We start from the raw sequence: 13,316 nt of genomic DNA on the forward strand, positions 1-13,316 counted from the left end.
TTAAGAGTCAGATGTGTTTGGCAAGCCAGTCGCCCACTTCGCTGGTCTTGTACGCCTTACCTTTTTCCGCCAGGTCTTCGGTGACAACCCCTTCGCCCAGGGAGCGGTTTACTACATCCCTGATCGCACTGGACTCCTCAAAAAGACCAAAATCGTCGAACATCATTGCTGCAGACAATACCGTAGCCAACGGGTTGGCAATGTCCTTACCTGCGGCCTGGGGGTAGGAACCGTGTATAGGCTCATACAGGCCGATGGACTCCCCGATGGAAGCGGAGGGCATGAGCCCCATAGACCCGCTGATCACGGAAGCTTCATCGGTAAGGATATCCCCGAAGAGGTTTTCGGTGATGAGTACGTCGTACGCATTCGGCCACTGCACCAATCGCATGGCAACGGCATCGACAAATTCGTAGGAGACCTCCACCTCAGGGTAATCTTTTTCCATGGCCTGTACGGTTTCCCTCCAAAGTCTGGATGATTCCAGGACGTTGGCCTTATCCACACAGCAAAGTTTTTTTGAGCGTTTCATGGCCATCTCAAATCCCTTTTTGGCCAGTCGTTGTACTTCCTTTCGGGTGTAAGTGCAGGTGTCATAGGCGGTCTCACCGTTGTCTTCCCGACCTCTTTTGCCAAAATAGATTCCACCCGTAAGCTCCCGGAGGAAGACCAGGTCTGTGCCCTCTATCCTTTCCCTTTTTAAAGGGGACCTCTCGATAAGGGAAGGGAAGGTGAAGGTAGGCCTGACGTTTGCGAACAGTCCCAGTTTCTGCCTCATTTTCAGCAATCCCTGTTCGGGCCTGACTTTAGCTGAAGGGTCATTGTCGAACCTGGGATGACCAATGGCCCCGAAGAGCACGGCGTCAGAGCCTGCACAGATGGCATGGGTCTCTTCGGGATAGGGATCGCCAACTGCATCGATGGCGGCAGCACCCGTGAGGGCGGGTTGCCAGTGGATCCTGTGGTTGAATTTTTCTGCTACGGCATCGCAGACCTTTACGGCCTGGGCAATCACTTCAGGGCCGATACCATCTCCGGCCAGGAGGGCAATGTTCAATTCCATATAATATTCTATTTCCGGAAATTAAAAAATGTTGAGCATCTTTTCGGTGGCCTTGATAGCTGATACAGTCTGATCAGAATCGAGTCCACGGGTTGTAAATTCCTTTTCACCTTCCTGCCAGGTGATGAAAGTTTCGCAAAGGGCATCCGAGTTGCTGCCAGGGGGAATTCGTACGGCATAGTCGATCAGGTTGGGCAGGCTTCGTTTTTTAGCCCGATACACTTTTCTGAGAGCATTCATAAAGGCGTCGAACTGCCCGTCACCCTGCGCATTTTCCTCAAAAGTCTCCCCCTCGATTTCCACACAGATCGTAGTGGAGGGTTTAAGTCCTTTGGCGTGGGTGAGTACATAGGATTTTACTACCACTTTATGCTGGTAGCTATCGCTGTCCAGGACATCCGAAATGATAAAAGGCAGGTCATCCTTGGTGACCCTTTCCTTCTTGTCACCCAGTTCGATGATCCTGGCGGTCACTTTCTTGATCTCCTCCTCATTCAGGGTAAGTCCCAATTCCTGGAGATTCTTCTGGATATTGGCTTTTCCTGAGGTTTTGCCCAGGGCGTATTTGCGTTTCCTGCCGAATCTTTCCGGCAACAAATCATTGAAGTATAGATTCTTTTTATTATCGCCATCAGCGTGTATACCAGCAGTTTGCGTAAATACATTATCTCCCACAATCGGTTTGTTAGCCGGAATTCCGAAACCCGTAAACGCCGAAACGAGTTTGCTCACCTTAAAGAGGGAAGATTCTTCAACATTAATCCTGTAATCGGGCAGGAAATCATTGATCACGGCCACTACACTGGCCAGGGGAGCGTTCCCGGCCCTTTCACCCATCCCATTCACGGTCAGATGAAGGCCATGGCACCCGGCTTTGAGAGCCTCCATGACGTTGGCCACACTGAGGTCGTAATCGTTATGCCCATGGAAATCGAAGTGGATATCCGGATATCGGGTAACGATCTGCTTGATAAAATCTCCTGTTTCCAGAGGTGTAAGGACTCCGAGGGTATCCGGCAGAAGGATTCGCCTCAACGGTTGGGTAGACAGGAAGTTGAGGAATTCGAATACGTATTCAGGGGAGTTGCGCATACCATTACTCCAGTCCTCGAGGTATACATTGGTGGAGATTCCTTCGGCTTGTGCCATACGGATGACCTCCGCGATCTCCTCAAAATGTTTTTTAGGGGTCTTTTTAAGTTGATGGGTCAGGTGGTTCAGAGATCCCTTGGTCAGCAGGTTCTGAACCTTGGCTCCGGCTTCTTGCATCCATCGGATAGAAAGTCCGCCGTCCACAAAGGTCAGGACTTCTACCCGGTCTTCAAATCCTTTGCCGGCGGCCCATTGCAGTATCTGCTTTACCGACTGGAACTCACCTTCCGACACCCTGGCAGATGCGATCTCGATCCTGTCTACCTTGAGTTCTTCCAGTAAAAGTTTGGCCAGGGTAAGTTTTTCGGAGGCCGAAAAGGATACTCCGGAGGTCTGTTCCCCATCCCTGAGGGTGGTGTCCATGATCTCGATGGTCTTACGCTGCGTCGACCTGTTTCCGGAAGGACTTCCCCCAACTTTATTCGCCGGTACGGATACTGTTTCGGCCATAGTACTATCCTTTTTTAAAGGGGCAGACCGCGCTCAAATGTCGTGATCTCCTCTTTCATGCTCAGCAGGTAGTCGATATCGTCATACCCGTTGAGTAAATTCTCTTTTTTATAGGCATTGATCTCAAAATGCTCCTCTTCACCCGTAGCTTCTATTCTTATCTTCTGTTCGGGAAGATCCACGGTCAGCTCAGCTTTGGGATCCTTCTCGATCTCTTCAAAGATGCGTTGCAGAAACGCGGGGCTCACCTGTACGGGCAGCACCCCGATATTCAGGCAATTATTCCTGAATATATCCGCAAAGAAACTGGAGACCACACATCGAAAACCATAGTCGTAGATCGCCCAGGCCGCATGTTCCCTGGAAGAACCGGAACCGAAATTCTTCCCACCCACCAGGATCTTGCCCCCGTAAATGGGATTGTTGAGTACAAAGTGCTCCTTGGGCGTATCATCCGGGTGGTAGCGCCAGTCCCTGAACAGGTTGTCCCCAAAGCCTTTGCGCTCCGTAGCTTTCAAAAAACGGGCAGGGATGATCTGGTCCGTATCCACATTTTCAATGGGCAGTGGAACCGCCGTGCTGGTCAGGGTATTGAATTTATCGTAAGCCATTTTCTCTTTTTCTTTAAGCGGTTTCTAATTCGAGTAACTCCCTCGGATCTGTTACCTTTCCGGTCACTGCAGCGGCGGCGGCAACCAGCGGACTCGCAAGCAGAGTTCGGGCACCCGGTCCCTGTCTGCCTTCGAAATTCCGGTTCGAAGTACTCACGGCGTATTTTCCGGCAGGGATCTTGTCATCATTCATGGCCAGGCATGCCGAACATCCCGGTTCCCTCAGTTCAAATCCGGCATTTTCCAGTATCTCCAGTATTCCTTCTTCCCTGATGGCCTCTTCTACGCGATGCGAGCCCGGTACCAGCCATGCCGTGACGTGATCCGCCTTTTTGCGGCCTTTTACCACCCTGGCAAAGGCCCTGAAATCTTCGATCCGTCCGTTTGTACAGCTACCCAGAAAAACAAAATCGATCTTTTTTCCCAACATAGCATCCCCTTCCTTGAAATCCATGTATTCCAGGGATTTCCTGTAGGTGGCTACTCCACCATCCAGGGATTCGGCAATCGGGATCCCGGAAGTGATGCCCATTCCCATTCCGGGGTTGGTACCGTAGGTGATCATGGGTTCTATGGCTGAACCGTCGAAAACGACTTCCTTGTCGAATTGGGCATTGTCATCGGAATACAGTGTTTTCCAATATTCCATCGCCTTGTCCCAATCTGTTCCCTCGGGAGTGTATTCCCTTCCTTTTATGTAGTCAAAGGTCTTTTGATCCGGGGCTATCATCCCGCCACGGGCCCCCATTTCAATACTGAGGTTGCAGACCGTCATCCTGCCTTCCATGGGCATATTCCTAAATACCTCCCCGGCGTATTCTACAAAATATCCCGTAGCCCCTGAAGTGGTCAGTTGGGAAATGATATACAGGGCGACGTCCTTCGGGGTTACCGCCGCGCTCAATTCTCCGTCAATGGTGATCCGCATCCTTTTGGGTTTGGGCTGCATGATACACTGGGTAGACAGCACCATTTCCACCTCCGAGGTCCCGATTCCAAAGGCAATGGCGCCAAAGGCTCCGTGTGTGGAGGTGTGGGAATCCCCGCATACCACGGTCACGCCGGGCAGGGTAATGCCATTCTCGGGTCCGATCACGTGGACGATCCCATTCTTCTCGTGTCCCAGTCCCCAATAGGGGATCCCGTGTTCCCTGGCGTTTTCCTCCAGGGCCCTTAACTGGTTGGCGGACAGGGGGTCTTTTACCGGGAGGTGCTGGTTTCGGGTGGGTGTATTGTGGTCTGCCGTGGCAAATGTCCTGCCGGGATAGAGCACCTTGCTCTTGCGTTTTTTCAGCCCGAGGAAAGCCACCGGACTCGTAACTTCATGCACGAGGTGGCGGTCTATGAAAAGGACATCGGGGCCCTGATCAATTTTCCGCACAACATGTGCGTCCCAAACTTTGTCAAACAGTGTTCTACCTGTACTCATATTCAGATGATTCTAAGCATCCAAAACTATAAAATAGGGAATTGAAATGAAATTTCCCCTTCTTAAAATTACGATGTTCAACCCGCCATAAGTCGGCAGTTCGGGCCAGTTTTGTGCTAGCTGATGTAATTCCAGATGTTCTTATGCCTGAGGAGCTCAGCGTACGTCTGCCTGATGGGAGCGTTCTTTTCCAGAACAAGGTCGGGGTCTTCCTGAAGGATTCGAAGCGCATAAAACCTGGCGGTTTTCAGGATCTCATTATCCCGTACAATATCGGCTATCTTGAGGTTTAACAGGCCACTCTGCTGGGTCCCCATCAGGTCTCCTGGCCCCCTCAATTTAAGGTCCACCTCTGCGATCTCGAACCCGTCCTGGGTACTGGTCATGGTCTCTATTCTCGTCCTGGCATCGGCAGATAGCTTTTGGCCTGTCAAGAGGATACAATAGCTTTGTTCTCCTCCGCGGCCCACCCGGCCCCTGAGTTGGTGGAGCTGTGACAGACCAAATCGCTCGGCACTTTCGATGATCATCACTGTGGCATTGGGAACATTCACCCCAACTTCTATCACCGTGGTCGCTACCATGATCTGGGTTTCCCCCTTTACGAACCGGCTCATTTCGTAATCCTTGTCTTCCGATTTCATCTGCCCATGGACGATGGAAATCCTGTAATCGGGGAGGGGAAATTCCCTGGAGATACTTTCATATCCATCCATCAGGTCCTTGTAGTCCAGGGCTTGAGATTCCTGTATCAGGGGATAGACTACATAGACCTGCCTGCCTTTTTTTATTTCATCCTTGAGAAATCGGAATACTTTCAACCTGTTGGAATCATATCGGTGAACGGTCTTTACGGGCTTCCTGCCCGGGGGTAATTCATCGATCACCGAGATATCCAGGTCGCCGTAAAGGCTCATCGCCAGGGTCCTGGGGATGGGAGTGGCCGTCATGACCAGAATATGCGGAGGGATGTCGTTCTTTTTCCAGAGTTTGGAGCGCTGGGCCACCCCAAAGCGGTGCTGTTCATCAATGATGGCCAGCCCCAGGTTTTTGAACCTGACCTTGTGTTCGAGTACAGCGTGTGTTCCCACCAGGATATGGAGGGATCCATCCTCCAGAGCTTCGTGAATGCCCTTCCTGTCCGATTTCCGAACAGAGCCTGTCAGTAAGGCCATATTTACTTTCATATCCCCGAGGACCTCCTTCAGGCTGTTGTAGTGCTGGTTGGCAAGGATCTCGGTAGGGGCCATTAGGCAAGACTGGTACCCGTTATCCATTGCCAGCAACATGCTCATGAGGGCGACGATGGTCTTTCCAGATCCCACATCACCTTGCAAAAGCCTGTTCATTTGGGCGTTGCTGCCCAGATCAGCCCTGATCTCCTTGATCACTTTTTGTTGGGCCCCTGTTAGTTCGAAAGGGAGAAAGTCCCGGTAAAAGGTATTAAAATGTTCTCCCACATGCTCAAAAGGCAGACCTTTGATCTTCTTTTTTCGAAGCAGTTTCTTAGCGATCAGCTGGAGCTGTATGAAGAAGAGTTCTTCCAGTTTTAACCGAAACTGAGCTTTGGCGAGTTTTTTCTGGTCTTTTGGGAAATGGATGTTGAAGAGGGCCTCCGAGCGCGAGACCAGTTTCAGGTCGTCCAGCAGGTCCTTGGACAGCGTTTCCCTGTAGACCCCGCCGGTCTCTGTAAAAAGTTGTTGCACCATATTGCTCATCACGCGGTTCGTGATCCCCTTATTGCTCAATTTCTCTGTAGACGGATAGATGGGTTGCATGTGGATGCGCATTCCCTGTTCATGGGCTGTCAGGAGTTCCATCTCCGGGTGCGGCATGGAAAACAGTCCGTTGAACCAATTCGTCCTCCCGAAAATGACATAGGGCACATTGAGCTGCAGCTGTTCCCGAATCCATTTGTGGCCGCGGAACCAGACCAGTTCCATCTCACCGGTATCGTCCACAAACCTCGCGACGAGCCTGCTTCCCCTTTTCTGCTCCACGGTCTTAATATGGACAATCTTCCCAATGAGCTGCACCTCTGATGAATTGCGTTCCAGTTCTGAGATCTTGTAATACCGGGTTTTGTCGATATAGCGATTCGGAAAGAAGTGCAGGAGATCGTTATAGGTGGTGATACCCAACTCTGACTGCAATGCCTGAGCCCTGTTGGGGCCCACCCCTTTGAGATACGTGATCGGGGTTTGCAGCAGATCCGTTTTCATTTGACTAAATTAACGGTTACATCCTTGAACTCCAACAGATCAAAATACTAATTTTGGGAGGGAAATGTCCTGCTCTATGAAGCGTGTTCTCACCATTGCAAGCATCTTTTTAATAATAGGTTCGTCTGCTGCCCAGGAAGACCCTGCCTGGGATTTTATCACAGGTGACATCCGTCTGGAACTGCACCCTCTTGAGGAAAAGGTATCCGGCCAGGTCCAATACCAGTTTATCACCGGTTCCAAAACAGATTCAGTGTTTCTCGATGCGAGGAAGATGCAGATTGGGGCCGTGAGATTGAACGGGAAAAAAGCAAAACATTCTTATGACGGCAGGAGGCTCGTGATCAGGAAGAAACTGCGTGCGGGCCGAAATTACAGTCTGGCAATAGAATATGAGTGCCAACCCTCCCAGGCGCTGTATTTCCTTGGATGGAAGGATAGCATTCAGGGGAACGAACAGATATGGACACAGGGGCAGGGTAAATACAATAGCCATTGGGTCCCCAGTTTCGACCTGATGACCGAAAAGGTCACCTTTAGGACTAAGATCGCGGTCGACAGGGATTATGAGGTCATTTCCAATGGGCAGCTTTACGAAATAAAAGATGATGGGGACATGAGAACCTGGGGATGGGAGATGAACCAGCCCATGAGCAGCTACCTCCTCGCTTTTGCCGTGGGCCGGTATGATTCCATGCACAAGGAATCCGAATCAGGAATCCCCATCGAGATGTATTACTATCCCGATGACAGCCTCCGGGTAGAACCTACCTACCGGTTCAGTCGGGAGATCTTCGACTTCTTCGAAAAGGAGATTGGGGTCCCGTATCCTTGGCAGAACTACAAAATGGTACCCGTGAGGGATTTTTTGTATGCCGGGATGGAAAATGCCGGAGCCACCCTTTTTTCGGATGCCTACCTGATTGATTCCACGGCTTTTGCAGACCGGAATTTTGTCAATGTAAACGCCCATGAGCTGGCGCATCAATGGTTTGGCAACCTGGTGACCGAAGTGGACGCCTCCAGTCACTGGCTGCATGAAGGGTTTGCCAGCTGTTATGCCTGGCTGGCCGAAAAAGAATTCCTGGGGGAGGATCATTTTTACTGGATGTTGTACGACAAGGCTGAAAACCTGGAAGCTCAGGCCCGGGAAGGCCGGGGGGAATTCCTTCTCGATCCCAAGGCAGGCAGCCTTACTTTTTACGATAAGGGCGGACTCGCCCTCCTTATGCTTAGGGAGCTGTTGGGGGAGGAGTCATTCAGGAAGGCCATATCGGAATTCCTTCTTACATTTTCTTTTAAGAATGCCACGGTTTCAGATTTTATGAGGCTCGCCGAATCTTCCTCGGGCCGGGACCTCAATGATTACCGCCGTACCTGGCTGGAAAGCACGAGCTTCCCATACCGCGAAGTGATGGATCATCTAAGACGATCATACCGCCCCATCGATCTTTTTATGGGACTGAGGCAGGAACTGACAGCGAGCTCTGCGGAAGACGAATCGATCATCCTCAGGTACTGGGACGCTACAGATTCCGACCCGTTCAAAAAGCGAGTGATCTTATCATATCACAGGTCCCTCTCCCCGGAATTCATCAAAACGGCCTATGAAACCGGAAGTCTTCAGGTGCGACAGGCCCTTTCTCTGGTACCCGGTGCCTTTGAAGGAGACCTGCTGCCGTATTTCGAGTCACTCCTGCATGATGATAGTTATACAACCCTGGAAAATGCCCTTTACAGGGTATGGCTTCATCAACCGGATAAGAGAATCTTTTACCTGGAGAAAGTAAAAGGTATCATCGGCTTTCCTAACAAAAACATACGCCAGCTATGGCTTCTTTTAGCTATCTTGACCAGGGATTACGGCACCGCTGTAGAGAAGCATATGTACAGGGAGGAATTGTTTGGGTATACGGCTCCACAATTTCCGATGGAAGTCAGGCAACTGGCTTTCAGCCTAATCGGAGAGGTTTTCCCGTACTCCCGAAAGAACCTGGAGGACTTGATCAACGCCGCTGTACATCCCTCCTGGCAATTCAGACAATTCGCCAGGAACATCCTGAAAGAAGAACTCAATGAACCTGACAGGAGACGGCGGTTTGAGCAAATTCTGGAAGCACTCCGGGGTGAAGAATACGAGTATCTGAAAAAACAACTGGACAATCAATGAGAGCATTGGTCATTTCGGGCGGTGGGAGCAAAGGGGCGTTTGCTGGAGGGGTCGCCCAATACCTGATGGAGGTAAAAAAACACCAGTATGACCTCTTTCTGGGCACTTCAACAGGAAGCCTGCTGATCTCTCACCTGGCCCTGCAAAAGATCCAGAAGATCAAAGATGTTTACACATCGGTGGATCAGAACAGTATTTTCAGCAATTGTCCTTTCACTATTCAGAAAAAGCACGGCGTCTCCAACATTGGGATCGCCCACTGGAACGTACTGAAAAATTTCTATCGCGGCAGCAAGACTTTCGGTGAAAGCCACAACCTTTTAAAACTGATCAGGGAGACCATTACCCCGGAAGAATTCGAGATCCTCAAACACGGACCCAAGGACATCATAGTGACGGTCTCCAATCTCTCGCTCAATCAGGTGGAATACAAGTCGATCAACGATTTTGAATACGACGATTTCTGTGAGTGGATCTGGATATCCTGCAACTATACTCCCTTTATGAGCCTGGTGAGAAAAGAAGGCTGTGAGTACGCCGATGGCGGGCTCGGGAGCATGGTCCCAATTGAAGAAGCCATAAAAAGAGGGGCCAAGGTGGTGGATGCCATCATCCTGCATACGGAGACGACACATTTCAATCGCATGCCCTCCCGCAACGCCTTCTCCCTGCTGACCAATATGTTTGCTTTTATGCTGGACCGAATTGAAAGGCAGAATATCAGGATCGGGAAATTCGTGGCCAATAACAACGACGCGATCATCAACTTCTATTATACGCCTATCGTCCTGACGACGAATTCCCTCATCTTTGAGAAGGACAAAATGACCTCATGGTGGGAGAGCGGGTTTCAATATGCCGACACAAAGAGCCAGCAACAAAGTCAGCTCCAGATTGAATTGGAGTAGTTTTTACCAAAGGGCGCTGATCTCCTTTTTGACATAAGCCAGGGCAGTGGCAGATGGAGATTGCATGTCCATGGTCTCGTTGAGGATATCCTCCCTGAGTTTATCAGCGGAATCCGATTCGCTCAATCCTGCCCTGCGAATCGCCTGTATAGTGGCGCTCTTCGCCGCTTTGATCACGTTCCAGCATTCATCGCTCATGTAGATCTGCTGGGAAAGGTTATGCTCGAATTCATTTTCGATATTCTTGATGAGCAGGTTCTCATAAGCTGCCTTATCCGCAGATTTAGGCGCTACCCTCACTACCAGGTTCGGGATGGAAATACGCTCCAGGAACAGGGCGAGTCTTTCGTAGGCCTGCAATCGGATGGGTAAAGCGCTTTTCTGGCTTTCTTTGTGCAGCAGGTAACGCCTCCTGCCTTCTTCGTTCCGGGTGTGGAGCCTGAAAAAATAAAAAGCCACGACTCCTGTGACTACGGCGGGTAACAAAAAGCCGAACATTTGGAAAATATCGTCTCCAGACATGTTTTTTGGGTGTTTAGTTTGGTTTACGAATCTACAACGCCGGGAACCGATAAAAAGTATAAGGAGCGTACTATACCTGTATATCTCCGGTTCTAAATGTTATTTCATCATCTCCCGGATGGTACCGTAGAACTTTTCGTACGGTGGTTGAATCCTGATGCGTGTAGTGGTCTCTATCCCATTGAATCCATATTCACTTTTCCCCACAGCTTGTAGACGGTTAGCGTCGATCCCATAGGTGTCGGCAAGTACTCTTACCACCGAAGAGGCCTGGAGGGAGCTCAGGTCCCAGTTATCCTTTAGTTTTACATCTTTGAATTCAAGAGCATTGCTGTTGGTCTCCACCATGATCTTGAGACCGGGATATTTCTTCAGCACCGATGCCACCTTTTCCAGTACCGGCAAGGCTTCCGGTACTACCTGGTAGTTCCGGTCGACCTCCTTGAACAGGAAGGGGTTTTCGAGGATTACGGTAACCGCACCACCGCTAAGGCCTGTTTTGACCTCTGATCCCAAAGCGTTCTTAAAAGAAGTCAGCAACGCCAGAGTAGTGGAATCTGTACTCGTGAGGGCATCGCTGATCTTTTTTAATTGTTTCTCCTTGTTCCTCAGGGATTCCAGAGATTTGCTGATATTCTCCGTCTTTTTGTTGGAGAGTTCCGTAAAATTCGTGAGATTCTGGAGAAGGGAGGCATTGGTTGCCCTAAGCTCTTCCATCTCAAAATTCACAGCTTCCATCTCAGCTTTATATCTGGCTGCTTCCTGTTTGCTGCTGGTAAGATCCCCTTTCAATTTCAGGATCTCTGCATCCCTCTCCTCGAGCCTGAGCAGGAGTTCCTTTTTGCTTTGTGAAAAGCCTGTAGCCGTTATGCTGAGTAAACACCCCAGAAGTATAAGTTTCTTTCTCATAAGTTCGATAGTCAATTTCATTCGTCAAAACGTATTCAGGATCTGTTCAGGTAGTCGAGACTCAATTCCGTGAGTGCTTTCACGCCCAGGATGAGCCCGCTGTCATCGATGAAAAAATCAGGAGTGTGATGGGGAAAAGGCTTCGTATTCCCGGGAGTCATTCCGCCCAGGAAGAAGAAGAATCCCGGGACCTCTCGCTGGAAATATGAAAAATCCTCAGCCCCTGTTATGGCTTTTTGCTCCTGTACATTGTCTTCCCCGGCGACCCGCTCCAGGGTGGGGAGCATAGCGGATACCAGTTTCGGGTCATTGTAGGTGATATCCGTGGCGTCCCTGATCTCAATTGTTGCTTCACCCCCGTATGCTTTCGCAATAGTGGGCACCATGTCCATCATCCTTTTGTTCAATTTGTCCTTCATGCCATAGTCCAGGGTGCGGATAGTCCCTAGCATTTCAGCACTCTCGGGGATAATATTGAAGCGGACACCACTTTTGATCTTGCCAACTGTGATCACCGCAGCCTCATTGGTCAGTTCAGTTTCCCTGCTGATGATGGTCTGAAGCCCGTCAATGATCTTGGCGCTGATGAGAATGGGATCTACCCCGGCCCAGGGTTGGGAGCCGTGGCTCTGTTTCCCCTTCACGTGAATGGTAAAACTCTGTGCTGCCGCCATGGCACCCCCTGACTTGTATCGGATCACGCCCACAGGTGTCTGCGAGTTGATGTGGAGACCAAAAATGGCATCTACGTCCGGGTTTTTTAAAACACCCTCCTTGACCATCAACAAGGCCCCTCCTTCCTCTCCCGGGGGCGGTCCCTCTTCTGCCGGCTGGAAAATGAATTTTACAGTCCCTTTGATCTTGTCCTTGTTCTTCGCCATAACCTCTGCAACGCCCATGAGGATGGCCGTATGGGTGTCATGACCGCAGGCGTGCATCACCCCTACGGTTTCCCCCAGAAATTCGGATGTTACCGTCGACTTGAACGGCAGGTCATTTCTCTCGTACACAGGAAGAGCGTCTATATCTGCCCTCAGCGCTACAGTTTTGCCCGGGGAACTACCCTTGAGCACACCGACAACCCCCGTATGGGCTACCCCTGTCTGTACTTCGATCCCGAGCGACCGAAGATGTGCAGCGATCTTCTCAGCGGTCTTGAATTCCCGATTGGACAATTCTGGATTTTGGTGGATGTCCCTCCGCCATTCGATCACCTTGGGTTCTATCCTTGCATAGGCCTCATCCAGGCCGCTTCCCTGGGAAAATGCGCTAAGCGATAAAAGGGCCACACATACCGTACGTAAAATGTTTTTCATATCAAAAGATTAAAATTTAATAAGTCTGTAACCGTCATTTTGCAATTGAATGAGGGCGGTCATCGCAGAAAGCCCCAGTTGTACCCCTTCTATGGTCTCCGTTCTGGGAAAGCCTCTGGACAGGGAAGACTGACCGCAAAAGATCACCTGAACCCCTGCACGGAGCAGATCGTTCACCATTTTTTCATTGGGGTTCTCTACGCCGAAGCGTTCTCTGTAAGCTTCTCCCTTGACGATATCCTTGGAGGCCTTGTTGTGAACCACCAGAGCTACTTGGAGATTTTCGACGGGCACCCCGGCCTGCGCATGCATATTGAGAAAACGTGCAGCGGTCTCTATCCTGGTATTGATCTGATCCGGGGAGTCCGGACTGTCCATGATGTCGAAGACCACTTTGAGCGGCTCGTCCAGCCTGGTCTGGTAATCCGGATTTTCTATGGGCCACACAGCTCCGTGATCAGGGATCACAGGCCCTGCCTGCTTGGTCTGTGCCTTACAAATTAAGGGAAATGAAACCAATAGTATGAAGAGAGTAACAATGGGTCCTGACCTCATATTTTTAAA

The 13,316-nt window shown here is 50.4% G+C and carries 11 protein-coding genes; 2 read left to right on the top strand and 9 right to left on the bottom strand.

All coding sequences use genetic code 11. The features are described 5' to 3' along the window. Positions 1-7: 7 nt before the first annotated feature. The 5 genes from leuB to recG all read right to left on the bottom strand — a co-directional run bounded on the left by leuB (position 8) and on the right by recG (position 6,927). On the bottom strand, positions 8-1,063 hold the full coding sequence (leuB, locus tag ABYP73_RS00080; protein ID WP_372944835.1) for a 3-isopropylmalate dehydrogenase: 1,056 nt from the start codon (positions 1,061-1,063) through the stop codon (positions 8-10). Positions 1,064-1,084: 21 nt separating this feature from the next. Further along, positions 1,085-2,578, bottom strand: a complete 1,494-nt coding sequence (locus ABYP73_RS00085; RefSeq protein WP_372973106.1) for an alpha-isopropylmalate synthase regulatory domain-containing protein — start codon at positions 2,576-2,578, stop codon at positions 1,085-1,087. Positions 2,579-2,679: 101 nt separating this feature from the next. Continuing rightward, positions 2,680-3,276, bottom strand: coding sequence for a 3-isopropylmalate dehydratase small subunit (leuD, locus tag ABYP73_RS00090; RefSeq protein WP_372973091.1), 597 nt, complete (start codon positions 3,274-3,276; stop codon positions 2,680-2,682). 13 nt (positions 3,277-3,289) lie between these two features. Further along, positions 3,290-4,705, bottom strand: a complete 1,416-nt coding sequence (gene leuC, locus ABYP73_RS00095; RefSeq protein WP_372973092.1) for a 3-isopropylmalate dehydratase large subunit — start codon at positions 4,703-4,705, stop codon at positions 3,290-3,292. Between the two features lie 116 nt (positions 4,706-4,821). Further along, entirely contained in the window at positions 4,822-6,927 is a 2,106-nt protein-coding gene (recG, locus tag ABYP73_RS00100) for an ATP-dependent DNA helicase RecG (protein WP_372973093.1), read from the bottom strand. Positions 6,928-7,003: 76 nt separating this feature from the next. On the opposite strand from recG, the gene ABYP73_RS00105 reads away from it, so the two are divergent. Both ABYP73_RS00105 and ABYP73_RS00110 read left to right on the top strand, forming a co-directional pair. Further along, entirely contained in the window at positions 7,004-9,097 is a 2,094-nt protein-coding gene (locus ABYP73_RS00105) for a M1 family metallopeptidase (protein WP_372973094.1), read from the top strand. Beyond that, the gene (locus tag ABYP73_RS00110) at positions 9,094-10,005 is read left to right on the top strand and encodes a patatin family protein (RefSeq protein WP_372973095.1); all 912 of its coding nucleotides are present in this window, start codon (positions 9,094-9,096) and stop codon (positions 10,003-10,005) included. Before ABYP73_RS00105 ends, ABYP73_RS00110 begins: the two co-directional genes overlap by 4 nt. A 3-nt stretch (positions 10,006-10,008) precedes the next feature. Here the strand turns inward: ABYP73_RS00110 and ABYP73_RS00115 are convergent, their stop codons facing one another. From ABYP73_RS00115 to ABYP73_RS00130, 4 genes are all read right to left on the bottom strand, one after another. Continuing rightward, positions 10,009-10,527, bottom strand: a complete 519-nt coding sequence (locus tag ABYP73_RS00115; protein WP_372973096.1) for a hypothetical protein — start codon at positions 10,525-10,527, stop codon at positions 10,009-10,011. Between the two features lie 99 nt (positions 10,528-10,626). Further along, positions 10,627-11,436: a hypothetical protein gene (locus ABYP73_RS00120; protein ID WP_372973097.1), complete on the bottom strand. Its 810-nt coding sequence runs from the start codon at positions 11,434-11,436 to the stop codon at positions 10,627-10,629. A 35-nt stretch (positions 11,437-11,471) separates the two neighbouring features. Further along, positions 11,472-12,752, bottom strand: coding sequence for an amidohydrolase (locus ABYP73_RS00125; RefSeq protein WP_372945537.1), 1,281 nt, complete (start codon positions 12,750-12,752; stop codon positions 11,472-11,474). 9 nt (positions 12,753-12,761) lie between these two features. Continuing rightward, the gene (locus tag ABYP73_RS00130) at positions 12,762-13,220 is read right to left on the bottom strand and encodes a DsrE family protein (RefSeq protein WP_372973098.1); all 459 of its coding nucleotides are present in this window, start codon (positions 13,218-13,220) and stop codon (positions 12,762-12,764) included. Between the last annotated feature and the right edge of the window lie 96 nt (positions 13,221-13,316).

Origin of the sequence: Muriicola sp. (assembly GCF_041567615.1) — a bacterium.
Classification (GTDB): Bacteria; Bacteroidota; Bacteroidia; order Flavobacteriales; family Flavobacteriaceae; genus Muriicola.

Excerpts from the sequence above, each read along its gene's own strand:
- recG (WP_372973093.1), bottom strand. The coding sequence starts at position 6,927 with ATGAAAACGGATCTGCTGCAAACCCCGATCACGTATCTCAAAGGGGTG.
- ABYP73_RS00110 (WP_372973095.1), top strand. The coding sequence starts at position 9,094 with ATGAGAGCATTGGTCATTTCGGGCGGTGGGAGCAAAGGGGCGTTTGCT.
- leuC (WP_372973092.1), bottom strand. The coding sequence starts at position 4,705 with ATGAGTACAGGTAGAACACTGTTTGACAAAGTTTGGGACGCACATGTT.
- ABYP73_RS00125 (WP_372945537.1), bottom strand. The coding sequence starts at position 12,752 with ATGAAAAACATTTTACGTACGGTATGTGTGGCCCTTTTATCGCTTAGC.
- leuB (WP_372944835.1), bottom strand. The coding sequence starts at position 1,063 with ATGGAATTGAACATTGCCCTCCTGGCCGGAGATGGTATCGGCCCTGAA.
- ABYP73_RS00115 (WP_372973096.1), bottom strand. The coding sequence starts at position 10,527 with ATGTCTGGAGACGATATTTTCCAAATGTTCGGCTTTTTGTTACCCGCC.
- leuD (WP_372973091.1), bottom strand. The coding sequence starts at position 3,276 with ATGGCTTACGATAAATTCAATACCCTGACCAGCACGGCGGTTCCACTG.
- ABYP73_RS00105 (WP_372973094.1), top strand. The coding sequence starts at position 7,004 with ATGAAGCGTGTTCTCACCATTGCAAGCATCTTTTTAATAATAGGTTCG.
- ABYP73_RS00120 (WP_372973097.1), bottom strand. The coding sequence starts at position 11,436 with ATGAGAAAGAAACTTATACTTCTGGGGTGTTTACTCAGCATAACGGCT.
- ABYP73_RS00085 (WP_372973106.1), bottom strand. The coding sequence starts at position 2,578 with ATGGACACCACCCTCAGGGATGGGGAACAGACCTCCGGAGTATCCTTT.